The following is a 25,497-nucleotide window of genomic DNA, read 5'->3' on the forward strand; positions in this document are numbered from 1 at the left end:
GCGGTCAGTGGCCACGTGGCTCACGCAGGGTCGCGCCTTCTTTGATCTTGATGCGCCGATGTTCGGCGACCACGATCAGCCCGCCGGCGATCAGGCAGATCACGCCGATGATTCCGGCGATGACCGCCCAGCCGGCGAAGCCGTAACCGGCGGCGGTGAGGGTCAACGCCACCAGGACGATGCCGATGGCGCCGAGGATGATGCCCGGCCAGTTGCGTCGGTCCTCGATGGTTTCTCCGGCGTGCGAACGGGTCGTCCGTGCGTCGTCGGGGAAACGATGCTCACTTGCGGGGTGACTCTTATTGGGATCGTTGTGTCCGGCGACCATGGTCATGTCCTTCCTGTCGAGCCTGCGACCAGGGACGTTGCCCCGAATACCCGCTCGGCGGCGGTTGAATCACCAGTGGGGGCCGGTCCTGTCCGATTCGCCCGGGCGGGAAAGGGGCCGGCGGGACCGGATGCCCGGGGTCCGGGAGGGGTGGGCGATCCGGGGCCGGCCCCGGTACGGGCCCGGGTTCGGGTGGTACCGGCCGCGGCTCCGGTGACGGGCCCGGGACGGGCGGCTGTGGCTCCGGAGGCGGGCCCGGGATGGGCGGTTGCGGTTCCGGCGCGGGGCCGGGAACCGGCGGTTGCGGCTCCCGGGGCCGCGGTTCGGGCGGGGGAGCGGGCAGCGGGGGCGTGGGCTCGGGATCCGGCGCCGGATGCGGTTCCGGAAAGGGACGCTGTGGATCGGTGGCGCGCATGATGATCGTGCTCCTGTCGCGGGTGCCGGGGCCGGTGGCGCGAGGCGGTATCCGGCCGCTTGACCGCGATACCCGCCGCGGGCGGGGCGAATCAGCGCAGGGAACGGCAATTCACGCGGCCCGGCCTGCCCCGTTCGGTGATCCCTCGGTGATGTGCTGCGGCCTCGGCCGACGATGGACGTGATGCCGGGTGCACCGCTGCCCGGGCGACGGTCGACGTCGTGACCCCGACGGGTGACCCGGAACCGTAGCGCGCATGCCCGGTCCTCTAGGGCCTGGAGGAGGTCAATATGCTGCAAGCGTCCCCCGCCCGCCCGAGTACCGATCCGTCCAGAGAGGTCTCCATGCCGCGTATCGCGACCACCACCATCGTCGACAAGGCCGACCTGCTGGCGTTCCTGGGTTCGCGCCATCACGGCGTGCTGGTCACCACCCGCGCCGACGGCCGCCCCCAGATGTCGCCGGTGACCTGTGGGCTGGATCCGCAGGGCCGCGTCGTCGTATCCACCTACCCGAGCCGGGCCAAGACCCGCAATATCCGCCGCGAACCGCAGGTGTCGATCTGTGTCCTCTCCGACGAGTTCGACGACGCCTATGTGCAGGTGGACGGCCGGGCCGAGATACTCGATATGCCCGAGGCGCTCGACGGTCTGGTCGACTACTACCGCGGTATCGCCGGTGAGCACCCGGACTGGGACGAATACCGGGCCGCGATGGCGCGCCAGGGCAAATCGCTCATCCGCATCGATATCGAAGGCTGGGGGCCGATCGCCACGGGCGGCTTTCCGCCGGAGGTCGATACCGCCGGCTGACCGCTGGTCCGGGGCCGGTGACCTCCGCCCATTCCGTCGTCGACGGCGTGTGCAGGGCGTCGATATCGAGCCGTCCCGGGTGAGCCGGATGGCGATCGGGATGCAGACGGCGGGACTCCGCGGCCGGCTTGGGTTCGTCCTCGCCGTCAGGGCGCGGCGGTACCGATCCGCCGCCCGGCCGCCCGCATGGCCTCGGTATCGGAGGCCACGATGACCTCGGCGAAACGGGACCGGTAGTCACCCAGATCGTCACCGACCGAGCCCACCACCGCGTACACCGGGGTGTCGCCGGCCCGCCCGAGAATCGCCGAGATGATCTTGCCGGCCCGGGTCTGCCCGTCGAGCCGCCCTTCGCCGACGACGATGGTGCTCGCCTGCGCGGCAAGGGCGTCGAACCCCGCGCTGTCGAGCACGTACTCCGCGCCGGAGCGCAATTCGGCTCCGTACTGTGCCCACATGCCGCCGGAGAATCCCCCGGCCGCCCCGGTCGCGTCCACGCCGGACGGATCGCGGGGCAGGGTGCGCGCGGTGTCGGCGAGCCGCCGGGTCAGCAGTTCGACGGTGGCCGGGTCGGCTCCCTTCTGCGGTCCGAACACCCGGGCGGCGTCCACATAGCGGGTGGTGACATCGGTCAGCACGGTGATCGCGGCCCCGCCGAGACCGCCGGCGTCCTCGATGGCCGCGATCGCTCCCATGCCCCCGTCGGTGGTGGCCGATCCGCCCGCGGCGACCACGATCCGCCACGCTCCGCGCCGCACCGCCGCCGCGACGAGCATGCCCGTGCCGTAGGTGTTCGCGGCGACCGGATCACGCGGACCGGTATGCGGGGTGGTGACACCGCTGGCCGCCGCGATCTCGATCACCGCGACGCCGTCGTCGGACAGCCCGAAGGTGGCCTCGCCGGGGACACCCCACGGGTTGCGTGCCGCGACCGTGACCGGGTGGAGCCCCAGCGGCCCGGTGAGGGCGGCGAGGGTGCCTTCACCGCCGTCGGCGACCGGGAAGCGCACCGCGGTCGCGCCTGTTCCCTCGGCGCCGCCGGCGATCGCGTCGGCGACCTCGGCGGCGGTGTAGGTGCCTTTGAAACTGTCGGGACAGACCAGGATCGTCACGCCGCGCGCCCGCCGATCGCCACCGACCCCCGCGCCCATTCGGGCCGCGCCGGATCGGCAACCGGATTCCCGAAGACCGCCGGGAATTTGCAGGTCCGCATCACGCCACCCGAACTTCCCGGTAAACGGCACCGAACCCCGCGGATTTCCGGCCGCCCCGTACCGGTTGCGCCGCTGGGTGGCGGCTGCCTCCTCCGGCCGGTCGGCACCGTGCACACGCTCATGGCGACCGACTCTATCGGGCACCGAGGGCACCGCGTGTGTGCCCGCCGTTCCGGGATGCCGCTCTGGGCCCTGGCGCTCGGGTCCGCGCCTCTTCGGGTCGCGGTGGCGCTGTGCCGGCTACGCCCACCTCCGGCACCTCCTGAGGCGCAACCGTTGCTCGCCCGGTCGGCGCGCACCATGGACGCCGCGGACAGCACTATCTGCGGAGTGCACCTGGGCGCGGTGCGTCAGGGGAGATGCATCAGCTGTCGAGCAAGGCCGAACAGACGCTTGCCGAGCTTGATGACGGGAAGCCCCAATGGAATCAGGAGGATCGTCGCGCACAACACCGCACCGAGGATCCACACCACGGCCGCGAGCAAGCCGACCACCGTGCCGAGCACGGCCGTTACGATCCCCAGCACCGAATTGAGCAGGCCCTGTATCGCTCGCATGACGACCTTTCTGTTTTCAATTATGCGCTTTTTCCACTCGGCGCGTCGTTTCCCACACCCCCCGACCGGCCGCTGAAAAGCTGGAACCTTCGGTCGCGGGGACAGGGCAGTCCGGCCGGGCCGGGCCGGTGTGGACGGCGCCGGCCCGGCCGTCCGCTCAGGCGTGCAGCAGCGCCGACGCCCGGTTGGCGATTTCGGTACCGACCTCGGTGGTGGTGGCCGTGCCACCGAGATCGGGAGTGCGCGGTCCGCCGTTGCCGAGGACATCGGTGACCGCCCGGTCGACCGCCGCCGCCGCGACGTGCTCGCCCAGATGATCGAGCAGCATGGCGCCCGCCAGGATCTGCGCCACCGGGTTGGCGATGCCCTGACCCGCGATATCGGGCGCGCTACCGTGCACCGCCTCGAACATCGACGGCGCGTCCCGGGCGGGGTTGATATTGCCCGAGGGCGCCAGTCCCAGTCCGCCGGTGACGGCGGCGGCGAGATCGGAGAGGATATCGCCGAAGAGGTTGGAGCCGACGATCACATCGAGCCGGTCGGGATGCAGCACGATCTCGGCGGCCAGCGCGTCGACGTGCATCTGCCGGGTCTGCACGGCCGGGTATTCCGCGGCGATCCGTTCGAAGATCTCGTCCCAATAGGGCATGGAGTGGATGAGCCCGTTCGATTTCGTGGCCGAGCAGACGCGGCCCGCGCGTTCGGTGGCCCGGTCGAAGGCGTACCGGATGATCCGTTCGCAGCCCACCCGGGTGAAAACGGATTCCTGCAGGACGAATTCGTCCGCTCGGCCGGGATTGTGCCGGCCGCCGATCTCGGAGTACTCACCCTCGGAGTTCTCGCGCACGATGAGCAGGTCCAGATCGGCGGCGGTGCGGTCGCGCAGCGCCGAGGTGGTGCCGGGCAGCAACCGCACCGGGCGCAGGTTGACGTACTGGCCGAAGGCGCGGCGCAGCGGGATGAGCAGCCCCCACAGCGAGATGTGGTCGGGCACCCCGGGGAAACCGACGGCGCCGAGCAGGATCGCGTCGAATCCGGCGAGCCGCTCCGGTCCGTCGGCGGGCATCATCGCACCGGTGCGCAGATAGTTCTCGCAGGACCAGTCGAATTCGGTCCATTCGATACCGGGCAGCACCCGGTCGAGAACTTTCGTCGCCTCGGCGGTCACGTCGACGCCGATACCGTCGCCCGGGATCGTCGCGATCCGATAGGAATTCACAGTGGCACTCCGATGTATTTGATCTCGAGGAATTCGTCGATGCCGACCAGGCCGCCCTCGCGGCCGAGACCGGATTCTTTCACCCCGCCGAACGGCGCGGCCGGATTGGATACGACACCCTGGTTCAGGCCGACCATTCCGGTGTCGAGCGCTTCGCTGATCCGCAGCCCGCGCCGCAGACCTTCGGTGTAGACATAGCTCACCAGACCGTACGGGGTGTCGTTGGCGCGGGCGATGGCCTCGTCCTCGGTGTCGAAGGTCGCGATACTCGCGACCGGACCGAACACCTCGGTATGGCAGATCTGCGCCGCGTCGGGAACATCCACCAGGACGGTGGCGGGGTAGAAGTTCCCCGGACCGTCGAGCGGGTCACCGCCCAGCAGGACGCGGGCGCCGCGTGCCCGGGCGTCGGCGACCAATTCGGTCACCTTGGTCACCGCGTCGGCATCGATCAGCGGGCCCACGACGACCCCGGGTTCGGTGCCGCGGCCCAGCGGCAGTTCGCCCATGCGCGCGGCCAGCCGCTCTGCGAATTCGGCGGCCACCCCGCGCTGGACGAGGAACCGGTTCGCCGCGGTGCACGCCTGCCCGATATTGCGCATCTTCGCCGCTATCGCCCCGTCGACCGCCGCGTCCAGGTCGGCGTCGTCGAAGACGAGGAACGGTGCGTTGCCGCCCAGTTCCATGGAGGTCCGCATGACGGTGCGCGCGCACTGCTCGAGCAGTCTCTTGCCCACCGCGGTCGAGCCGGTGAAGGACAGCTTGCGCGAGCGCGGGTCGTGGATGAGCGGTGTCATGAGGGCGCCCGGGTCCGAGGTGGTCACCACGTTCACCACCCCGGCCGGCACCCCGGCCTCGTGCAGGATCCGCGCCAGCGCCAGGGTGCACAGCGGGGTCTGTTCGGCGGGTTTGACCACGCTGGTGCAGCCGGCGGCGAGGGCGGGGCCGATCTTGCGGGCGCCCATGGCCATCGGGAAGTTCCAGGGGGTGATGAGCAGGCTCGGCCCGACGGGCTGCCTGGTGACCAGGAACCGGGAGCCGCCGCCGGGCGCGGGCATGTATCCGCCGTCGAGGCGCACGGCCTCTTCGGCGAACCAGCGGAAGAACTCCGCGGCGTAGGTGATCTCGCCGCGGGCTTCCGCGAGCGGTTTACCCATTTCGAGTGTCGCGATCAGGGCGAGGCGGTCGGCGTCGTCGAGCAGTAGCCGATGGGCGCGCATGAGGATCTCGCTGCGCTCACGGGGCGCGGTGCGCGCCCAGCCGGCCTGCGCGGCCGCGGCGGCGTCCAGTGCGGCCAGACCGTCCTCGGGGGTGGCGTCGGCGACCTCGCGCAGCCGCTGTCCGGTCGCCGGATCCAGGACGGGCATGGTCTTCGCGGTCTCGCGGGTGCGGCCGTCGATGAAGAGGCCGGTGGGTACCGACTCGACGGCTTCCCGTTCGGCGGCGGTGAGTGTGGCTTCCGTGAGCACGGTGGGACGCTCCTCCCTGACGGCGGCCGGTCGAGCCTGGCCGGATTGTCGACAATCCTACAATAGAGGCGAGTTCTCGTGGTGGGGAAGGCTCCGATTGCGCGTGACGCGGCGCCGCGGCGACAATCCAACCCTTTAGTACTGTTAACTACTCCGTTGCCGAGAGGTGACCCGGTGCTTGCGCCCGGCGTACAGAATTTCCGTGGCGGAGTCGGGAACAGGGAATGTGAGTGCTGGATGGTCGTCGATCACGAGGTCGCGCGAAATACCTTACGGCCCGGGGATTTCCCGGATGAGCGCGGCCGATTCGGTAGATTCGGCGGCAGATACGTCCCCGAGGGTCTTATGGCCGCCCTGCTCGACCTGGAGCGCGCATACGATGCCGCCCGCGCCGATCCGGCGTTCGTCCGGGAACTGACCGGCCTGCTGCGCAGCCGGGTCGGCCGGCCCACCCTGCTGCACCGGGTGCCGCGGTTCGCGGCGCGGCTGGGTACGCCGGCGCCGACGGTCTATCTCAAACGGGAGGATATGGCCCACACCGGGTCACACAAGATCAACAACGCGCTCGGGCAGGGGTTGCTGGCCCGGCGCATGGGCAAACGCCGCATCGTTGCCGAAACCGGTGCGGGACAGCACGGAGTGGCTGTCGCGACCGTGGGTGCGATGCTCGGTTTGAGCTGCACCATCTATATGGGCGCCGTCGATATGGAACGGCAGCGGGCGAATGTGATCCGGATGCGGCTGCTCGGCGCCGAGGTGCGGGCGGTGGACACCGGGAACCGGCGGATCAAGGAGGCGATCACCGAATCGGTCCGCGACTGGGTGTCGCAGGTGGACACCACCCACTACCTGCTGGGCAGCGCGGCCGGGCCCGCCCCCTACCCACGGATCGTGCGCGATTTCCAGCAACCGATCGGGGCGGAGGCACGGTCCCAGATCCTGACCGCCGAGGGCCGGTTACCCGACTACGTCATCGCCTGTGTCGGCGGCGGCAGCAATGCCCTCGGCGCCTTCCGTCCCTTCGTGGCCGATCCGGGAGTGCGGTTGCTCGGTGCGGAGGCCGCCGGGCGCGGAATGGAGACCGGCGCGCACGCGGCATCGCTGACCGCCGGCAGTCCCGGCGAGATCGACGGCACCTTCAGCTACCTGCTACAGGACGATGACGGCCAGATCGCCGGGACGCACAGTGTCGCCGCGGGTCTGGACTATCCGGGTGTGGGCCCGGAACTCAGCCATCTCGAGGACAGCGGCCGCCTGACCGCCGTCCCGGTCGACGATGCTCTCGCGCTGCGCGGGATGGAGGCCCTCGCGCACAGCGAGGGCATCATTCCCGCCCTGGAATCCGCGCACGCGGTGGGTTGTCTGCTCGAGCTGGCCGAGCGCGGTGAACTGGCGGCCGGGTCGGTGGTCCTGCTGTGTCTGTCCGGGCGCGGCGACAAGGACCTCGAGATCGCGGCCCAGCACCTGGGGCTCTGCTGACTTTCCGACAGCCCCTTCTCCGATACGCCGCGCGGGCTCGCGTGACCTCACTCATACCGGCATGCGGAGTGGTCGTGAGCGGGGCGTCGCGACCTGGGCAATCGGGCTGTGACCGGGAATACGGCCGCCCGAAAAGCGATTGATCTCTGCACAGCCGTAAGAAACACTGGCGCGTCACCGATGAGCCGAGCGCCGCTCACTCGTCTGTTCTGACGTACGCCGGACAACGGTCATCGACGACCGCGGCCCCGCCCACGCCAGATCACTCACGACCTCCGGAGGTAGCCGATGCCCGCCCTGTTATCCGATCGCCGGACCGGAGGAGGTACCCCGGCCGTCGTTCGGTTGCTGGTGATCGCGACCTTCGTGGTGATCCTGAACGAGACCATCATGATCAACGCGATCCCGCGCCTGATGCACGACCTCGAGGTCACCGAGCGGGCCGCGCAGTGGGTATCGACCTCCTTCATGCTCACCATGGCGGCCGTCATCCCGGTCACCGGCTGGTTCCTGCAGCGGGTCACCACGCGGCGCGCCTACGCGCTGGCCATGGGTGTCTTCCTCGCCGGGACGGCGCTGTCGGCGGTGGCGCCCTCGTTCGCGGTACTGCTCGCCGGGCGGATCGTCCAGGCCGGTGGTACCGCGGTGATGATGCCGCTGCTGATGACGACCCTGATGACCGTGGTGCCCGAACGGGACCGCGGCCGGGTCATGGGCAATGTCACCCTGGCCATTTCGGTGGCTCCGGCCATGGGGCCGGTCATCTCCGGTCTGGTTCTGCAGATCGCCTCGTGGCGCTGGCTGTTCGTGCTGGTGCTGCCGATCGCGGGCGCGGTCACCTGGTTCGGGTTGCGGCGGCTGGAGAACATCGGGGAACCGGAGACCGGTTCGATCGACTGGTTCAGCGTGGTCTTCGCCGCGCTCGGGTTCGGCAGCCTGGTGTACGGGTTGAGCCGGTTCGAAGCGGGCACGGTCGCCACCCCGGTCCTCATCACCGTCGCCGGCGTCGTCCTGATCGGCCTGTTCGTCGCCCGGCAGCTGTGGTTGCAGCGGCACGGCACCCCGCTGCTGGATCTGCGGATCCTGCGCTCGCGCACCTACAGCCTGGGCCTGGTCCTGATGGCGGTCGCGTTCCTGGCCATGCTCGGCTCGATGATGCTGCTGCCGTTGTATCTGCAGAACCTGCGCGGTCTGTCGCCGTTGGAGACCGGGCTGCTGGTCATGCCCGGTGGGCTGGCCATGGGTGTGCTCGGCCCGGTGATCGGCCGCCTGTTCGACCGATTCGGTGGCCGGGTCCTGGTGATCCCGGGGGCGATCGGGATCACCGCCGCGCTGGCCGGTTTCACCCAGATCTCGGTCACCATGCCGTACTGGCAGCTGCTGGCCCTGCACATCCTGCTCATGCTGTCACTCGCCGCGGCCTTCACGCCGGTGTTCACCCTCGCGCTCGGGGCGTTGCCGGAGGACCTCTATTCGCACGGCAGCTCGATGCTGGGCACGCTGCAGCAGGTCGCCGCCGCGCTGGGGACGGCGCTGGTGGTCACCGTGATGGCGAGTCGCACCAGTGCGCTGCAGGCCACGGGGATCGATACGCTGACCGCGCAACTCGACGGGATGCGGCTGGCGTTCGTGGTGTCGGCGGCGCTGTCGCTGGTGGTGATCGTGACGGCGATCCTGCTGCCCAACCGGTCCGGCGCACCCGGCGGAACCGGCGACACCGAGCATCCCGAACCCGAGCTCGCGAAGATCTGACCACCGCGGTCCCGGGTATGTGCCCGACGTGGTCCGCGCCGCCGGCGTCCGGAAATCTCCCGGCGCCGGCGGCCGCCGGGGTTCGGGTCGGCAAGGTCGCGATGGGCCGGTGTCCGGCACCGGAGCGGGCCGGACACCGCGTAGATTCGGCGATATGTCGAGGCAAGACGGCGGTGCTGCCGCGAACCACCAGCCGCTGCTGGTATTGGGGAAGATCACCGAGATCCTCGATGCCTTCTCCCTGGCCCGGCCGTCGTTGACGCTGGGCGAGATCCAGCAGGCCACCGGACTGCCGACCTCCACGGTGCAGCGACTGGTCACCAATATGGTGGCGCAGGGCCTGCTGGACCGGGCGGGGGACCGGATCCGGGTCGGGCTGCGGATGAGCTATTGGGCGGCGACGGCGGTCAAGGGACTGGACCTGCTGGCGATCGTCGACCCGGTACTGCGCGAGATCCGGGACGAGACGGGGGAGACCGCCTGTGTTTTCCGCGCCGAACACGGTTTCCGGGTGTGCGTGGCCATCGCCGAGACCCGGCACGCGCTGCGCCGGGACATGTACGTGGGCAAGATCATTCCGCTCTACGCCGGATCGGCGGGCCGGATCCTGCTGGCCTGGGATCCCGAACTCGCCGAGCGGGTACTGGCGGCACCACTGGAACCGCTGACCGAGGGCACCGTCACCAGCCCACGGGAACTGCGGTCGCTCATCTCCCGGGCGAAGGCCGACGGCTACGCGATCAGCGCCGGAGAGCGAGAGGATTCGGCGTCGGGGCTGTCCGCGCCCATATTCGACGCGGCCGGAAGGGTGGTGGCGGCGTTGACGATCAGCGGCCCCACCCTGCGGATGCCGCTGACACAGTGCGAGGCGTGGGTGGACCTGCTCGTCGGCTACGCCGAACAGGTCACCCGCACCCTCGGCGGCCGTATTCCGGCCGCCGACCCCGGGCCCGCCGTGGTCAGTGCGCCCGCGCCTCCGGGTTGACCGGGTACGGCGGCAGTTCGTCGCGGAGCATGGCCACCGCGTTCTCCGCGCAACGGCGGGCCATCTCGGCGCGTACCGGTACCGTGGCGCTCCCGACATGCGGCAGCAGCACCGTGTTGGGCAGTTCGGCCAGGCCCGGCGCCAGCCGCGGTTCGTCCTCGTACACATCCAATCCCGCGCCCGCGATGGTCCCATCGCGCAGGGCCGTAACCAGCGCCCGCTCATCGACGATCGGTCCGCGCGCGGTATTGATCAGAATCGCCGACCGTTTCATCGACCGGAGCACGGATTCGTCCACGAGATGGCGGGTCTCGGCGTTCAGCGGTACATGGAGCGAGAGGTAATCGCTGGTGGCGACCAGTTCGGGCCACGGCAGCTGCCGCACCCGTCCGGCGAACTCGCCCAATTCCTCCTCGCTCACCACCCGGTCACCGGGCGGGCGTGGGGAGAACACCACGGTCATCCCGAAAGCGAGCGCGCGGCGCGCGGTGGCGCGGGCGATCCGGCCGAAACCGGCCAGGCCCAGGGTCCGGCCGCTGACATCGTGGCCCAGCAGCAATTCCGGTTCCCAGCCGTGGAACTCGCCGGACCGGACGAAGGTATCGGCCTCCACACACCGGCGCGCGACCGCCAGGATCAGCAGCAGGGCGATATCGGCGGTCGCATCGGTCAGGACGCCGGGGGTGTTGCCCACGACGATCGAGTTCGCGGTGGCCGCCGCGATATCGATATTGTTGTAACCCACCGCGAAATTGCTGATCCCGGTGATCTTCGCCCGGTCCAGCAGCTCCGCGTCGAATTCGTCGCGTAACTGCGCCACCACCACCCGGTAGTCCCCGGACGCGCAGGCGTCGGCCAATTGCGCACGGCTCATCCGGGTCTCGGCCACTGTCACCGACCCGGCGGCTTCGAGTAGCCGCATCCCGGGATCGGGCAGTGGGGTGGTGACGAGGAAATCCGCGGCCGTCACGACTGCTCGCCGATCACCCAGTCGAAGGCCTGGGCTTTCGAGCGGGCCCCCTGCGCGGTCTTGGACCTGTTCGGTTCGCCCAGGTCGGCGAGCAGCGACTCCCCGGTCTCGACCACGGTCGCCAGGATCGCGGGAGTGAGCCAGTCGGGGCGGGTGGCGAACAGCAGATCCTCGGTCGCGGTGTTACCGCTCGCGCCCGGGGCGAACGGGCAGCCGCCCAATCCGCCCAGCGACCCGTCCACCAGCGTGGCGCCCGCGTCGATGGCCGCCAGCGTGTTCGCGACCCCCAGGCCCCAGGTGTCGTGACCGTGGTAGACGATGCGGCGCGGCGGGGTGTTCGCGCGGACGCCCTCGACGAGCTGCCGTACCTGGGCCGGGACGGCCTGGCCGAGGGTATCGGCGAGGACGATATCGGCGGCGCCGTCGGTCCGCGGATCCGCCGCGATACCGAGCACCCGGGCCGGATCGACGACACCTTCGAAGGGGCAGGTGAAGGCGGTCGCGATACACAGCTGGATGGTGCCCCCGCAGTCGCGGGTCAGCTCGATCGCCGCGGGCATGGCGGCGACGCTGTCCTCGGTGGTGCGCCCGATATTGGCCTTGTTGTGCGAATCCGACGCCGACAGGCAGTACTGGAAATTACGCGCACCCGCCGCGGCCGCCTTCTCGATATGCCGTGGCGTGGCCACCCACACCCAGCATTTCGCGAGTTCCTCGGGCGTCAGCGCCGCGATCACGTCGAGGGAATCGGCCAGCGGCGGCACCAGGTCCGGGCGGGCCATGGAGCCGATCTCGAGCTCGGGGACACCGAGCGCGAGCAGGTCGCGGACCAGCGCCACCTTCCGTTCGGTATCCAGCGGTTTGCCGGTGAGCTGCAGCCCGTCGCGCAGTGTCACGTCGCGCAGCTGCGCCGCCGGTGTATAGGCGAAGGTCATACCGTAACCCCTGTTTCCGAAGCGCCTGTGACGGCGTCGATCTCGTCGTCGGTGAGGCGCAGTACCGTGGCGAGTACTTCGCGTGTGTGTTCACCCAGGTCGGGGCCGATTGTACGGATCGGCAGCGAGGCCCCGCCGATCACCGGGACGATGCCGGGGAAGCCCACCGTGACGGGTTCGTCCGCGCCCGTATCCACCTCGAACCGCTGGATCATGTTCCGGGCGGCGTACTGCTCGTCGGCGCAGATATCGGCCGCGGTGTAGATCGGGCCGGACGGTACGCCGGCCGCGTCGAGCAGCCGCAGCGCCTCCGCGCGGGTGTGCCGGCCGGTCCAGTCGGCGATCGCGGCATCCAGTTCGTCGCGGCGGGCCCAGCGTCCGGCGTTGTCGCGCAGCTCCGGGTCGGCGGCGAGATCCGGTCGGCCGATGGTCTCCATATAGCGCCCGAAGATTGCGTCGCCGTTGCCCGCGACGATGATGCTGGTGCCGTCGCTGCACGGGTAGGCGTTACTGGGCGCGATGCCCTCCATCCGGCCGCCGACGCGTTCGCGGCGCACGCCGTAAGCGAGATAGTCGGGGATCAGCGACTCCATCACCGACAGGATCGACTCGTTGAGCGCCACATCGATGATGCGTTCCGGCAACGGGATCGGGGTATCGCTGCGGGCCCGCTGGAACAGGGCCATCACGGTGCCGAACGCGGCGTAGATACCCGCGATGGAATCGCCGATGGATACACCGGTGCGCACCGGCGGCCGGTCCGGATCGCCGATGAGCTCGCGCAGCCCGCCGACCGCTTCGGCCACCGCCGCGAAACCGGGCCGGGCGGCCTGCGGCCCGGTCTGCCCGTACGCGGAGATCCGGGTGATCACCACATCCGGATTGGCCTCCTGCAGTGCTTCGGGGCCGAGCCCCCATTTCTCCAGCGTCCCCGGCCGGAAGTTCTCCAGCAGTACATCGCATTCGCGGACGAGGTCCAGGATCAGGGCGCGACCCGACTCGGTTCGCAGATCCACCACGATGGACTTCTTGTTGCGGTTCACCGTGCGGTACAGCATGGAGGTCTCGCCGCCGTAGAGGCGCCAGCGGCGCAGTTCGTCACCGGTCACCGGACGTTCGACTTTGATCACCTCGGCGCCGAAATCGGCGAGCATCCGGCCTGCGGTCGGGGCGGCGATGTAGTTGCCGAGTTCCAGGACCCGGATACCGGCGAGCGGCCGGACGGGCTCGTTGCGCATATCTTCCCTATCGTTTCCGGTGTTCACAGGACCAGGCTCAGCGGCATGATGAGCACAATCGCCACCACCGAGGCGACGGATACCCCCACCGAGCACGTTTTCAGCGTGCCGCGGGTGGTCTGCCCCATCAGCGACTGCAACAGCCAGAAGGTATTGCTCGTGACGTGCACGGCGAACAGCGATCCGGCGCCTGCGGCCAGGGCGATCAGCACGGGGTCGATTCCGAGCGCCGGGGCCACCGGCGCGAGGATGCCCGCCGCGGTGATCGCCGAGAGCGTCACCGACCCGACCGCGATGTGCAGGACCGCCGCGATCGCCCACACCATCAGCAGTGGTGCCGCGGTGCTCGCGGTGAAATAGTCGCCGAGGATATCGCCGACGCCGGTGGCCGTGATGGTGGCGGCCAGCGACCCGCCGACCCCGGTCAGGATGAGGATCTGCCCGCTCTCCTGGAAGCCGGTGGTGAGGCAGCGCTGGATGCGGTCGATGCCGACGCTGCGGCGGCCCACGATGCTGGTGCCGACGAGTCCGATCAGCAGGGCGATGACCGGGGTGGCCAGGAATTCGATCACCGGGTTGTGGATCTCGGCGACATCCAGGACGGCGCCGACGGCGATGAGCAGCAGGGCGGTGATCAGCGGTGCCATCAGCAACGGAAGCGGGGTGTCGGGCCGGGTCCGCGCGGGCGCCGCGACGGCCACCCCGCCGGAACCGGCCGGCTTGCCGGCGGCACCGGTTGCCCCATCGCCGGTAGTGGGCTGTTCGTCGCCGGAGCGAAGTTCCGGGTCGCCCGTATCGGGCTGCGTGCCGCCGGAGCGTACTTGCACGTCACCGGCAGTCCGGTCGTCGGCGGGGTAGGGCTGTTCGTCGCGTTCGGAGTTCCACCAGCCGCGGTCGAAGAGAAAGGACATGACAGCGACCGCGATGGTGACCGTGGGGATCACGAGCACCAGGCCGAACAGCAGCATCTTGCCGAGCGGCACACCGAGCAGTCCGGCCAGGGCCAGCGCGCCGACGCCGGGCACCATGAGCACGATGCCGCATTCACCGCCGATCGCCAGCGCCGTGGCCATCCGGGCGGTGCCCTTCCTGTCCATCTTGGCGGCGGCGGTCCGGGCCAGCGGTGCCGAGATGACCAGCAGTACGTCGAGGTAGATGGACTGCAGCGCGGTGGCGATGGTGAGCGAGAGCGCGTACGGCATCCGGTTGACACCGAAGATCCGGATCAAGGCGCGCACGAGGCGTTCGATGGCCCCGGTCTCCTGCAGCATCACGCCGGTCAGCACGCCGAAGGCGATCAGCAACCCGACCTCGGCCATGATGTCGCCGAAACCGGTGGCGATTGTTTCGACGGTCTTCTCGGTACCCAGACCCGCGGTGAGACCGAGATAGGCCGAACCGAGGACCAGCGCTACCGCCGGGTTGATTTTGAATCGGATGATGAGCACGACCACCGCGAGGATCGCGGCGCCCGTGTTGACCATCGTTGCAAGGTCTGACATGTGCATATTCCCATCGAGTCGCACCGGGCCGGGCGTTGCTCCCGCGCTGGCGGCACGGAAGGCCTCTCGTGACGCAGGCCACAGCGGATTCACATTATGAGCACATACTCACGATATAGGCAACCGGCGTGCCGTAGGAGCCGCGTGTGCTGCGCGGTTGTTGCCCGCCTGCCGCCCGGTGGATACGGTGGGCTCGCCACGGCCCGCGGCGCGATGACGTGGCCGTGCGGCGTCTGTCTCATCCGGGTCTGTCCCATCCGGCCACCTCGGCCTGTTATCGCTCGACTCGTGCGAACCCGAAACGGAACACGGAGGACACGCAATGCCGATACGTGAAACTCCCTGGCCGGCCGGCACCCCGTGCTGGACCGACTGCCAGGTCGACGATACGAACCGCGCCCGTGAGTTCTACCGCGACCTGTTCGGCTGGGAGATCGCCGACAACGCGCCGGAAGCCGGGGGTTACCTGATGGCGCTGCGCAACGGTCGCCCGGTCGCCGGAATCGGCCCCAAACCGCCCGGGCAACCGATGCCCTCGGCATGGACCACCTATATCGCCACCGACAATGCCGACGACACCTCCGCCGCGATCGCGGCGGCCGGCGGCACCGTGGTCATGGCACCGTTCGATGTGCTGGATGTGGGGCGGATGCTGGTGGCCACCGATCCCACCGGGGCGGCGTTCGCGGCGTGGCAGCCGAAGCAGCATTTCGGCGCGGCAGTCTACAACGAGCCGGGCGCCTACTGCTGGAACGAACTGCACACCGACGGCTATCGGCGCGCGCAGGAGTTCTACGCCCAGGTGTTCGGCTGGACGTTCACCGAGATCGGTGACGGGGTGAACGTCGACTACGCGACCTTCGCCCTTGCTCCCGACGGGGAACCGGTCGGCGGTCTGAACGACTCCACCAAGAACCCGGGGGCCGGGCCGTCGTACTGGCTGAGCTGGTTTCAGGTCGAGGACACCGACGCGATCCTCGCCTCGGCGACCGGCCTGGGCGCGACCTTGCTGATGGGTCCCGACGACAGCCCCTTCGGACGGATGGGCGTGCTCACCGCGCCACAGGGCGAAACCTTCGGCGTGATCGATACCGCGCAGGCCACCGAGATGCCGTCCTGACCGGCCCGCCCGGCCGCCGTCCTGGGCGGCCGGGCGGGGTGGTGGGACGGGCCTGGTTCACCCACACAGTGCGTCGGTGAGCAAATCGCCGACATCCACGGTGGAAAGCGTGCCGGTAAAGGAGAAGGTGACCGCGAGCCCCGGGGCGGCGGCGCCGGCGATGGCGGAAAAGCCGTAAATGCTACCGAGGTGGCCGACATATTGCCGGCCGCACGGCAGCTGGGTGTACGCAATGCCGAGCCCGTAGGACATGCCGTCACCGCGGCCCATATCGCTCCCGTCGAGCATCTGTGGCAGTAGGTCCTGCGGCACCACCCGGCCGGACAGCAGCGCGAGGAAGAACCGGTTCAGGTCGGCGCCGGTGCTGACCAGCGCGCCGGCCGCCCACGGCAGTGACGGCTCCACCCGCGTCACATCGGTAACGGTGCCGTCGATGGTGGCGTAGCCGGTCGGATGCGGGTCGCGCAGACCGGTTTCTCCGGTGGCCGGAAGATAGGTGTCCCGCAGTGCCAGCGGTGTGAGAATACGGTCGCGCAGCTCATCGGTGTAGCGGTGCCCGGTCACCGCCTCGATCAGCATGCCGGCGACGATGTAGTTGGTATTCGTGTACTCGAATCGAGTGCCGGGGGCGAACTGCGCGGGTTGCCGCAGGGCGGCGGCGACCTCCTGTGCGGGGGTGTAGGTGCGGCCGTCCTGTGCCGCCTCGTACTCGTTCGTCTCCGCGGTTCCGGGCAGTTCGGGCAGTCCGCTTCGATGGCCCAGGATCTGGCGGACGGTGGGAGCCTGCTCGTCCGCTCCGGCACCGATGAGCAGACCGGGCAGGTACGTGTCGATCGACCGGTCGAGGTCGATCCGGTGTTGGGCGACCAGTTGCAGCACGATCGCGGCGGTGAAGGCCTTGGTCACGCTACCGACCCGGACATGCTGGGGACGATCGGTAGGGATCGGGGTCCCGGCGGCGATATCGGAGAGGCCGGAGGTGGCGACGACGGTCGCGTCGTTCTCGGTGAGCGTGGCAATGGCCCCGACAGCACCCGCGCGGACCACCGCGTCGAGGTCGCCTTGCACTCTGTCCGTGCGGGCGGCGGCAACCGAAGGTGCCGGGGCGGGCTCGACCGAGCTCGTCGTGCAGGCAGACAGCAGCACCGCCACTGTGCAGAGCGGTAGGACGATGGCTCGGAAACCCATGATCCGGTAGTTACGGGCTGTGCGCGCCGGCGGCACCGTGCGCCCGCGATCGGCGTCGCGCGGTGCCGACGGAGCCGGTCAGGTGCCGCGGTCGCGGCGTTCGGTCCGGTCCACGCGTTCGTTCGCCAGATTGTCGTCGTCGGCCGGGGGTTCCGGGTCGTGCCATTCCTCGGCCCGGCTCGACCGGTTACCCCGCAGGGTGCCCTGTAGTTGGTGGGCCAGCTCGTCGTCGCGGGCCGGTCCGTGTTTGCTGCTTCCTCGCTCCATAGCGTTCTCCTACATCGTTCTCCTACCTCGTTCCGGGGGTGGGTTCAGGCGTAGCGCAGCAGCGCCCCCACTCCCTCCCGCGGCGCGGTCTCCGCGCCGATCGGGGTCACCGTGCCACCGCGCACCAGCGCCGCCACCGGCAGCGCCTCGTCCGCGCGGCAGGTCGTGCCGGTGGCCGTGCCCGGGGCGCCGAGCGCGGCCGGGTCGCGTAGCGGTACGGGATCCATGCGGATGGTGCGATCACCGAGTGCGGCGGCATTGATCAGCACGTTCTCCGCGTTGGCGGCCAGCAGGGCGCAGACCGTTTCGGACAGTCCCGTGACGGCCAGGCCCTCGTCGCGGCCGTGGGCCTTGTCGAAGCGCGCCGTGATCTCCGCGCGTTGCCGGTCGGCCTGTTCGGTGACGACTTCGCGGACCGCATCGTCGAGTTCGCTGTCGCCGGAGCCCTCGGCGCGGCCGCCGGCCTCGACCTCCACCACTCGCGCGCCGGTGGAACCCAGCGCACTGTGGACCGCGGACCGGGCGTCGACCTCCCCGGCCAGCACCACCACCTGCGCGTGGACGCGCTGGGCGACCCGGGTGAGTTCCTCGGCGACCTCGCCCGCGTTACGCCGGGCCGTTTCCTCCACCCGGCGCTGCATCGAACGATGCGACCAGCCGCCACCGTGGCGCACCTTGTGCACCGGATGCCCGGTGCCCTCGACCGATTCCTCGACGACCTCGCCGTGCTCGTCCACGCCGTACATATCCGAGCCGACCCGGTCGACGACCGCCACCGCGTGCGGTACCTCGCCGGCCTCGTGTTCGATGAGCGGCAACAGGTACGGCAGCGGGGACACCCGCACGATCTCCGGCTGCGGACGCCCGGGTAACCGCCGGTCGATGAGGACCGACTCGGCGTCGGCGACGAGGAACCGGCCGGCCCGGCCCGGCTCGGGCGGACCGCCGGTGACCGCGGCGCCGAGCATCGTGATCATCTGCTCCGATGCCCCCTCGGAGGTCAGTCGCTCGGCGAGTGCCCGCCAGTGCAGAACGCGTTGCTGTTCGGCATCCTCGGTGTCGTGTTCGGCGTCGATGTACAGCGAGGCGAACGGTCCGGGCCGTTGCGCTACTTCTCTGATACTCATGCCAGTCACGGCGGGCGCGTACCCGGCCACAGCGGATCGAATCCGGCTCCGGCGAAATCACCGGGACCGGTCCGACCGGCGGCCGGGCGGCCCGGCCCCGCCACCGGTCACGCCGGCTGCGGACTCAGTTTGCGCAGCGGTTCGTCCAGTTCCGCGCGGTAGAAATCGATGAACCCGTCCGGGTCCGGCCCGGCGTTCTGCATCACCAGATGATCGAACCCGGCGTCCACGAACGGCTGCGCGACGTCGACGTAGCGCTGCGGGTCCGGCCCACAGGCGAACTTCTCCAGAATGTCGTCCTCGCGGACCGTCGCCGAGGCCGCCGCGAAATTCACCGGGTTCGGCAGTTCGCTCATCACCTTCCAGCCGGTGAGCGCCCAGCGCGAGGTGTCCAGGGCGGCCCGGGCCGCGGTGTGCTCGTCGGGCGCCCACGCCATCGGCACTTCGGCGTAGCGGGGGCCGGTGCCGCCCGCTGCCTTGTAGTCCGAGACCAGATGCGGTTTCGGTTCGGTGGCGAAGAGCCCGTCACCCAGTTCGCCCGCGATCTCGGCGGCGTGGCTGCCACCGGCCGCGACCGCGATCACCGGCAACTCGTCGGGCAGGTCGAACACGCGGGCATCGGACAGTTTCAGGAACTTGCCGTCGTAGGAGCGGTAACCGCCCTCCCACAGCGACCGGATGATTTCGACCGCCTCTCGCAGCAGCTGGTGGCGCCCCGCGACATCGACCGGGAACCCTTCGCCCACGATATGTTCGTTGAGCCGCTCCCCGGCGCCGAGCCCCAAGGTGAACCGGTTCTCGGACAGGATCGCGAGCGTAGCGGCCGCCTGCGCGATGATCGCGGGGTGGTACCGCACGGTCGGACAGGTGACGCCGGTGGCGAGACCGATCCGGTCGGTTTCCGCGGCGATGGCGCCCAGTACGGTCCAGGCGAAGGGGGAGTGGCCCTGGTTGTCCAGCCACGGGTGGAAATGGTCACTGATCTCGACGAAATCGAATCCCGCGGCTTCGGCGCGGACGGCCTGCCGGACCAGTTCGGCCGGGCCGAAGCCCTCGGCGGCGAGTTTGTAGCCGATCTGCATGGTTCCTCCGAACGCTGTAGTCGTCGATGGCCACCGCGAGTCGGGTCTCGCGGCGGGGCGGCGTCGGACGCAGGCGCGGTACCCGGTGGGACGCGCGGGAAACGGAAACGGCTCCCCGCGCCGGTCGGCGCAACGAGCGGTCAGGCCGAGCGATAGGGGGGAACGCCGGTGGGGGTGCGTGTCACGGTGGCGCCGGCCCGTGGGGCGAGCGCCGCGAACGCGACGGCGTCCCGCACGGCCGCGCCCCCGGGATCGTTGTTGAAATAGACGAAGACGTCCTCGGCATCGGACCAGGTCCCGGTGAGACGCTCGGCCCAGGTGCGCAGGGCGCGCGCCCCATAGCGGGGCGCGGGTGCCGCCCGCCCTCGATGCAGTCGAAGGTAGCCCCAATCGGTGGTCCGCCAGCGCGGGGTCACCGGGTGCGAGCCGGCGTCGGCCCAGCAGAGCGCGGCGCCGTGGTCCTCGAGCACACCGCGGATGCGCGGCGACCACCACGAATCGTGCCGGGGCTCCACCGCGACCCGGATATCACGGGGAAAACAGCGCAGGCAGGTGTCGAGCAGGCCCGGGTCGGCGCGCAGCGTTCCCGGAAGTTGCAGCAGCACCGGTCCGAGCCGCGGTCCCAGACCGCCCGCGTGGCGCAGCAACCGGGCGACCGGTTCCTCGGGGTCGCGCAGGCGTTTCATATGGGTCAGAAAACGGCTGGCCTTGACCGCCACGACGAAGTCGGCGGGTGTCCGCTCGCGCCAGGCCTCGAAGGTCTCCCGGGTGGGCAGCCGGTAGAAGGCATTGTTGTTCTCGACGGTCGCGAAACCCGCGGCATAGTGTTCCAACCACAGCCGTTGCGGGCACCGGTCCGGATAGAGGACACCGCGCCAGTCCCGGTACTGCCAGCCGGAGGTGCCGATGTGCAGCGTCATCGCCGGATCACCGGCTTTTCGCGGCGAGGCCCGGGACCGTCGGGGTGACGTGGTGCTGCACGATCCGGAGACCGGGCCCTCGCGGCCTCCGCCCCGGGGCCGGGCGGTGACGCGTCCACGCCCCGGGACGGTCCGGTCGCCTGCATGGGTTCATGAGTAGCGGCTACCCCGGCGGCCTGCGCCCATGCCCTCGGCGGTACCGCCCCGGGGCGCGCAGCGAACCGGTAGCCCCCGGTTATCACAGAGCCTGTGGCTGTCGCCGGGTCGCGACCGCTACCGCGCCTGGGCTGTCGCCGGGCCCCGGCTGTCACCGTGCCTGTGCTGTCGGCCGGGCCCTGGCTGTCAACTGGCCCGGCCTGTCACCGCGCACTGGTGACCACCGTGTCCCGGCCCCACTGCTGATTCCGGACCCGCTGGAGCGTCCGGAGATCGGCTTCCCGAATGGTCGCGCTGCCCCGCCGTCACCGGGCGGGTCGCCGCAGCCAGTGCCGCAGTGCCTCGGTGACCTCCTCCGGTCGTTGTTCCATCAGGAAATGATCGGCGTCGATACGCACCAGTTCGGCGTTCGGTATCTCGCGCGCGAGTTCTTCGGCGGTGGCCATCGGGATCGCGGGGTCCCGGATGCCCCAGACGACAGTGGTGGGGCAGTCGATCTCGCCCAGCCGCGCACCCAGGTCCGGGCGGACCCGGACCTGGTACCCGGCCCAGAAATGGGCGTACCAGCGGCGTCCCTCGGGAGTGCGCAGCATGCCGAGATACTGCTCGAGCCGCTCGGGCGCGAAGGTGCCGTTGCGTACATACCGGTGCAGGCCCCAGCGGTGCACGGCGTGGATCGGGGGTGCCGCGATCAGGCGCCGGCCGAGTCCGTGCCGGGCGGCGGTGGTGAACGCGCCGAACAGCAGTGCGTAGCGCGCGACGAATGTCCCGTGGGCCCGCGAGTTGAGAATCGCCAGCCGCCGGACCCGGTCCGGATGGCGCAGGGCGAGGCCGAGCCCCAGGAAGCCGCCGTAGTCGTGACATGCCAGGTCGACGCGGTCGAGTTCCAGCGCGTCCAGCATGCGCGCGAGCCGGTCGACCTCGCTGTCGTAATCGCAGGGCAGGGCCGTATCGCGTGCGGAGGCACCCCAGCCGAGCCAGTCCGGCGCGATCACCCGACGGCTCTCGGACAGCGGCCCGATCTGCTCCCGCCAGGCCGCATGGGACTGCGGCCAGCCGTGTAACAGCACCAGCGGGTCGCCGGAACCCGCTGCGGCGTAACACAACCGGGCACCGTCCACAATGGCCTCGTGCCACGCCGGCGTCCGGCGCGCGGCGGGGTCGATCCGATCGGTCGTCATCGGTTGCCTCCTTCGGTTGGTGATGGTTTCCGCTCCGGAACCGTCGAGCACACGCCGGTATCGTCGCCCGTATGACCACCTCGGCACTTCCGGAAACGTGCGCCGCTTCCGCGACGGCGGCGCGGCTGTGGGTGCGCTCCGGGCACGCCGTCTACCTGGGCCCGGGATTGGGCCTGGCCCCGCATTCCACCGCCCTTCCCTCGCTCGGGGTGGGGGTGGACGCGCCGTTCCGGGTACGCGCCGGGGAAGCGGCGGATATCACCGCGCGCAGTTTCCTGTTCCGGGCGCGGGTGGTCCACCATGTGACCGGTACACAGGGCCGGATGCTGTTCTGCTTCTTCGACCCGACGAGTGCGCGGCTGACCCGCTGTCTGGGCGGAATGACCCGGACGACCGGCGATTTCGCGTACGCCCACCGGGACGAGAACGAACTCGTCGCACTGTGCCGGCACCCGGAACCCGATATCGAGCGGCTACTCGAACTGGCCAGTGTCCCGCTGCCGGTGATACGGGATACGCGGATCGCCGCGGCGACGGCCACGATCCGGGCCGATCCCGCCCACCCCTATCGCGCCGCCGACTGCGCCCGCGCGGCCGGACTGTCGACCTCCCACTTCCTGCGCACCTTCGCCGGGCAGACCGGCACCAGCTTCCGGCGTTATGTCCAGTGGGCGCGGATGGTGCACATCGCGCGTTCCCACGCGGCGGGGCACGATCTGACCCGGGCGGCCGCGGACGCGGGGTTCGCCTCGCCGTCGCATTTCAGCGATACTTTCCGGGCGATGTTCGGGCTCACGCCCACGGCCTTCGTCCGAATCGGCGGCCAACTGTCGGTCATCGAGCGGTGAAGGCAGGCGCCCCTGTCGGCGGGGAGATGACGTGGGTATATTCGGCATCGGCAACTAGTTGCTTGTGCTAATCAACTCTGAGTGGTGAAAAGGTGATGCCCATGCCCGGTTTGACCGGCCGCATCCACGGCGCCGACGGCTGGCCCGTACCCGACGCGGTGCTGACCGTGACGGATATGCGTGGTCGGCAGATCTGCCGCGCGGTATCCGACGAGAACGGCGCGGTGTCCACCGAACCGCTGCGTCCGGGCGTGCACACCGCGGTGCTGACCGCCGCCGGTTACCAGCCCGCCGCCCGGGCGGTGCAGATCTCGTCCTCGGGGTCGGGCACGCTGGGTGAGGTGGCGCTGGCCCCGGTGGTCGACGCCGTCGCCCTTCCGCCGGCCGGCCCGTGGACCATCGACCCGGTGCACTCCTCGGTGATCGCCACCGCCCGTCACCTGGGCATTTCCAGTATCAAGGCGCGATTCGCCGAGGTGAGCGGACGGCTCGATATCGCCGACCGGTTCGAACAGACCTCCGGCTACGCCGAGATCAAGGCCGCCACCATCGACACCGGTATCGAGATGCGCGACACCCACCTGCGGTCCAGCGATTTCCTCGACGTCGAGAACTACCCGCTGATCTCCTTCACCAGCAACGGGCTCAGCCGCACCGGCGGCGACACCTGGGTGATGTCGGGTGAGCTCTCCCTGCACGGACAGCGCCGGCCGGTCGATCTCGCGCTGACCTACGGCGGGTTCGGTCCGGACCCGTGGGGCGGGGTCCGGGCCGCCTTCCATGCCGAGACCACGCTGCGGCGTGACGATTTCGCCATCGACTACAACGCGGTGGTCCGTGCCGGAGTGGCGGCGATCGGCACCACGGTCAAGATCGATCTGGACATCCAGGTGGTACAGGGCGACCAGCTTCCCGAATCGGCCTAGCGGGGAGTGCGGCGGTAGCCGGCGGTACCGGCCGGCTACCGGACAGCGCTGGTGCGCCGGTACCCGTCGGTGATGGCGCGGAGTTCCTCGGCGGTCAGCACATCCTCGATACGGTCGAAACCCTCGGGTGCCCGCTCCGCGACCATCCGCAGGGCTCGATCCATCGGAATGTCCCGGTTGGCGAGAACGATGGAGTTCGCCGTGTCGCGGCGTGCCGATTCGTAGGCCGCCAATCCGGCGACCGGATCGCCCGCGCCGGCCAGTTCGGCGGCCACCGACCGGGCGTCGAGAATCGCCTGCGAGCCGCCGTTGGAGCCGACCGGGTACATGGGGTGCGCGGCGTCACCGAGCAGGGTGATCCGGCCGAAGCTCCAGCGCGGCAGCGGATCCCGGTCGACCATCGGGTACTCCAGGACGGTCTCGCTCGCGGCGAGCAACGCCGCCACGTCCAGACCGGCGATCCGCCAGCCGCGGTAGTGCGGTGCGACATCGCCGAGCCGCCCGGTGTACGTCCACTCGGCCTCGCCCTGGCTGTCCTGCGGCATCCGCACCTCGGCGACCCAGTTGACGAGGACCTCGTCGCTGCCCGGCGCGGCGGGGCCGAGCGGATAGGCGACGAGTTTGGCGGCGTGATTGCTGCCGGCCATCAGCATCGAGGTGCCGGTGAGGAAGCGCGCCGCGGTCGCGACGCCGCGCCACATCCGGATTCCGTTCCAGCGCGGCGGGCCCTCGTCCGGGTACAGGTGTGCCCGTACCGCGGAGTGCAGCCCGTCGGCGCCGATCACCGCGTCCGCGGTGAGCTCGCTCGCGGTGTCGCCGCCGTGCTCGTCGATCGTGACGCGGACCTGCCGGTCTGCTTCGGTCGCGGCGACGAAACGGGACCCGGTCCGTACCGCGCCGGGGCCGAGCCTGTCGTACACCGTATCCAGCAGCAACGACTGCAGCCGGCCGCGGTGGATCGAATACTGCGGCCACGGGTGTCCGGCCGCCACGCCGCGCGGCTCCCGCCAGATCTCGTTGCCGAACCGGTCGTAGTGCACCAGTTCGGAGGTGGCGATCGCCCGCGCGGCGAGCGCGTCGTGCAGCCCGAGGTCGGCGAGGATCCCGGTCGCGTGCGGCAGCAGATTGATGCCGACGCCGAGCGGGCGCAGCCGCGGAACCCGGTCGATCACCTGGACCTCGATACCGGCCGCGTGCAGGCTCAGCGCCGTCGTCAGCCCACCGATCCCGGCGCCGACGACCAGCACCCTCATCGGGCCGCCGCCAGCGGCACGTAGGCGGGGTTGAACCGTTCGTGCAGATGCGCCACCACGGCGGACCGGTGGTCGGACAGCACGCTCTCCTTGTACGCGCAGGGCAGGCCTTCCCCGTCACCGGCGGCGGGCCAGCGCGTGACGCCCGCGCCCAGGACCGTGCGCGCGAGGTGGCGGCGGGCGCCGGCCAGGCTGTGGCCGATGGGCAGCCGTTCGTCGGTGAGCAGGGCGGTGAGTTCGTCGTCGGTGGCCACCACGGCCACACAGTTCCACGAGACGGCCGCGCCGCCGGTGGTGACGAGGGTCGAGTGGCGCACGACCACGGGATCGGTATCGGCACAGCCGAGCGCCGTGCGTACCGCGGGGTCGAGGTCACGTCCCGTGGTGGTGTGCTGATCGGTGAGGTCGAGTGCCAGCGGGCGGCCGATCAGCGCCTCCAGCAGTCTGGTCATCGATCCGTCAGCGCGCAGTAACATCCGGGTAACCGAGGGTAAATCGGATTCCGTTGTCTCCGTGAGGAATTCCGTCACCGGGTCAACGATACGGCGGCGGCG

Annotated in this window: 24 protein-coding genes; 7 read left to right on the forward strand and 17 right to left on the reverse strand. The window is 70.2% G+C overall.

Features of this window, described 5'->3' with window-relative positions:
• Nucleotides 1-4 precede the first annotated feature (4 nt).
• Nucleotides 5-334: a membrane protein gene (locus IG75_RS0100900; protein ID WP_030519191.1), complete on the reverse strand. Its 330-nt coding sequence runs from the start codon at nucleotides 332-334 to the stop codon at nucleotides 5-7.
• 753 nt (nucleotides 335-1,087) lie between these two features.
• Here IG75_RS0100900 and IG75_RS0100905 point away from each other — a divergent pair.
• Nucleotides 1,088-1,555: a PPOX class F420-dependent oxidoreductase gene (locus tag IG75_RS0100905; protein WP_030519192.1), complete on the forward strand. Its 468-nt coding sequence runs from the start codon at nucleotides 1,088-1,090 to the stop codon at nucleotides 1,553-1,555.
• A 146-nt stretch (nucleotides 1,556-1,701) separates the two neighbouring features.
• Here IG75_RS0100905 and IG75_RS0100910 read toward each other — a convergent pair whose 3' ends face one another.
• The 4 genes from IG75_RS0100910 to IG75_RS0100930 form a co-directional block, all read right to left on the reverse strand.
• Complete coding sequence (locus tag IG75_RS0100910; RefSeq protein ID WP_030519193.1) at nucleotides 1,702-2,667, reverse strand: glycerate kinase family protein; 966 nt, start codon at nucleotides 2,665-2,667, stop codon at nucleotides 1,702-1,704.
• 452 nt (nucleotides 2,668-3,119) lie between these two features.
• Nucleotides 3,120-3,326, reverse strand: coding sequence for a hypothetical protein (locus IG75_RS0100920; RefSeq protein WP_030519194.1), 207 nt, complete (start codon nucleotides 3,324-3,326; stop codon nucleotides 3,120-3,122).
• Nucleotides 3,327-3,483: 157 nt separating this feature from the next.
• A complete protein-coding gene (locus IG75_RS0100925) occupies nucleotides 3,484-4,545 on the reverse strand; it encodes a tartrate dehydrogenase (protein ID WP_030519195.1) in 1,062 nt (353 codons plus the stop codon).
• Complete coding sequence (locus IG75_RS0100930) at nucleotides 4,542-5,912, reverse strand: NAD-dependent succinate-semialdehyde dehydrogenase (RefSeq protein WP_081876705.1); 1,371 nt, start codon at nucleotides 5,910-5,912, stop codon at nucleotides 4,542-4,544. The genes IG75_RS0100925 and IG75_RS0100930 overlap by 4 nt, the downstream gene beginning before the upstream one ends.
• A gap of 339 nt (nucleotides 5,913-6,251) precedes the next feature.
• Here IG75_RS0100930 and trpB point away from each other — a divergent pair, with 339 nt between their 5' ends.
• From trpB to IG75_RS0100945, 3 genes are all read left to right on the forward strand, one after another.
• Nucleotides 6,252-7,493 (forward strand): tryptophan synthase subunit beta, encoded by a 1,242-nt coding sequence (trpB, locus tag IG75_RS0100935; RefSeq protein ID WP_030519197.1) that lies wholly within the window; start codon nucleotides 6,252-6,254, stop codon nucleotides 7,491-7,493.
• A gap of 288 nt (nucleotides 7,494-7,781) precedes the next feature.
• Nucleotides 7,782-9,245 carry an MDR family MFS transporter gene (locus IG75_RS0100940; protein ID WP_030519198.1) on the forward strand — a complete coding sequence of 488 codons (1,464 nt, stop codon included), beginning with the start codon at nucleotides 7,782-7,784 and terminating at the stop codon, nucleotides 9,243-9,245.
• Between the two features lie 154 nt (nucleotides 9,246-9,399).
• Entirely contained in the window at nucleotides 9,400-10,230 is an 831-nt protein-coding gene (locus tag IG75_RS0100945) for an IclR family transcriptional regulator (protein WP_051714060.1), read from the forward strand.
• Here IG75_RS0100945 and IG75_RS0100950 read toward each other — a convergent pair.
• From IG75_RS0100950 to IG75_RS0100965, 4 genes are read right to left on the reverse strand one after another with little or no spacing between them, the layout of a single operon-like run.
• A complete protein-coding gene (locus IG75_RS0100950) occupies nucleotides 10,205-11,152 on the reverse strand; it encodes a 2-hydroxyacid dehydrogenase (protein WP_051714352.1) in 948 nt (315 codons plus the stop codon). The two genes, IG75_RS0100945 and IG75_RS0100950, sit on opposite strands and share 26 nt — an antisense overlap.
• Nucleotides 11,153-11,196: 44 nt before the next feature.
• A complete protein-coding gene (locus IG75_RS0100955) occupies nucleotides 11,197-12,135 on the reverse strand; it encodes a hydroxymethylglutaryl-CoA lyase (RefSeq protein WP_030519201.1) in 939 nt (312 codons plus the stop codon).
• Complete coding sequence (locus IG75_RS0100960) at nucleotides 12,132-13,373, reverse strand: CaiB/BaiF CoA transferase family protein (protein ID WP_030519202.1); 1,242 nt, start codon at nucleotides 13,371-13,373, stop codon at nucleotides 12,132-12,134. Before IG75_RS0100960 ends, IG75_RS0100955 begins: the two co-directional genes overlap by 4 nt.
• Nucleotides 13,374-13,396: 23 nt before the next feature.
• Entirely contained in the window at nucleotides 13,397-14,875 is a 1,479-nt protein-coding gene (locus tag IG75_RS0100965; RefSeq protein ID WP_030519203.1) for a GntP family permease, read from the reverse strand.
• A 322-nt stretch (nucleotides 14,876-15,197) separates the two neighbouring features.
• Between IG75_RS0100965 and IG75_RS0100970 the strand changes: the two genes are divergently transcribed.
• Nucleotides 15,198-15,995 (forward strand): VOC family protein, encoded by a 798-nt coding sequence (locus tag IG75_RS0100970; RefSeq protein ID WP_036512030.1) that lies wholly within the window; start codon nucleotides 15,198-15,200, stop codon nucleotides 15,993-15,995.
• Between the two features lie 57 nt (nucleotides 15,996-16,052).
• On the opposite strand, the gene IG75_RS0100975 is transcribed toward IG75_RS0100970, so the two are convergent.
• The 6 genes from IG75_RS0100975 to IG75_RS0101005 form a co-directional block, all read right to left on the reverse strand.
• Nucleotides 16,053-17,183 (reverse strand): serine hydrolase domain-containing protein, encoded by a 1,131-nt coding sequence (locus IG75_RS0100975; RefSeq protein WP_036512031.1) that lies wholly within the window; start codon nucleotides 17,181-17,183, stop codon nucleotides 16,053-16,055.
• Nucleotides 17,184-17,261: 78 nt separating this feature from the next.
• Nucleotides 17,262-17,450 (reverse strand): hypothetical protein, encoded by a 189-nt coding sequence (locus IG75_RS0100980; RefSeq protein WP_030519206.1) that lies wholly within the window; start codon nucleotides 17,448-17,450, stop codon nucleotides 17,262-17,264.
• A gap of 44 nt (nucleotides 17,451-17,494) precedes the next feature.
• Nucleotides 17,495-18,577, reverse strand: coding sequence for an Rv2629 family ribosome hibernation factor (locus tag IG75_RS0100985; RefSeq protein WP_030519207.1), 1,083 nt, complete (start codon nucleotides 18,575-18,577; stop codon nucleotides 17,495-17,497).
• A gap of 107 nt (nucleotides 18,578-18,684) precedes the next feature.
• Nucleotides 18,685-19,659, reverse strand: a complete 975-nt coding sequence (locus tag IG75_RS0100995; RefSeq protein WP_030519208.1) for a TIGR03557 family F420-dependent LLM class oxidoreductase — start codon at nucleotides 19,657-19,659, stop codon at nucleotides 18,685-18,687.
• Between the two features lie 140 nt (nucleotides 19,660-19,799).
• Complete coding sequence (locus IG75_RS0101000; RefSeq protein WP_030519209.1) at nucleotides 19,800-20,579, reverse strand: DUF72 domain-containing protein; 780 nt, start codon at nucleotides 20,577-20,579, stop codon at nucleotides 19,800-19,802.
• A 461-nt stretch (nucleotides 20,580-21,040) separates the two neighbouring features.
• Nucleotides 21,041-21,916, reverse strand: coding sequence for an alpha/beta fold hydrolase (locus IG75_RS0101005; protein WP_030519210.1), 876 nt, complete (start codon nucleotides 21,914-21,916; stop codon nucleotides 21,041-21,043).
• 71 nt (nucleotides 21,917-21,987) lie between these two features.
• On the opposite strand from IG75_RS0101005, the gene IG75_RS0101010 reads away from it, so the two are divergent.
• Nucleotides 21,988-22,764: an AraC family transcriptional regulator gene (locus IG75_RS0101010; protein WP_030519211.1), complete on the forward strand. Its 777-nt coding sequence runs from the start codon at nucleotides 21,988-21,990 to the stop codon at nucleotides 22,762-22,764.
• 101 nt (nucleotides 22,765-22,865) lie between these two features.
• On the forward strand, nucleotides 22,866-23,690 hold the full coding sequence (locus tag IG75_RS0101015) for a YceI family protein (protein ID WP_030519212.1): 825 nt from the start codon (nucleotides 22,866-22,868) through the stop codon (nucleotides 23,688-23,690).
• A gap of 35 nt (nucleotides 23,691-23,725) precedes the next feature.
• On the opposite strand, the gene IG75_RS0101020 is transcribed toward IG75_RS0101015, so the two are convergent.
• Nucleotides 23,726-24,943, reverse strand: coding sequence for a flavin-dependent oxidoreductase (locus IG75_RS0101020; RefSeq protein ID WP_030519213.1), 1,218 nt, complete (start codon nucleotides 24,941-24,943; stop codon nucleotides 23,726-23,728).
• Nucleotides 24,940-25,395, reverse strand: a complete 456-nt coding sequence (locus tag IG75_RS0101025) for a hypothetical protein (RefSeq protein WP_162183757.1) — start codon at nucleotides 25,393-25,395, stop codon at nucleotides 24,940-24,942. The genes IG75_RS0101020 and IG75_RS0101025 overlap by 4 nt, the downstream gene beginning before the upstream one ends.
• Between the last annotated feature and the right edge of the window lie 102 nt (nucleotides 25,396-25,497).

Source organism: Nocardia rhamnosiphila NBRC 108938 (assembly GCF_000720425.1).
Lineage (GTDB): Bacteria > Actinomycetota > Actinomycetes > Mycobacteriales > Mycobacteriaceae > Nocardia > Nocardia rhamnosiphila.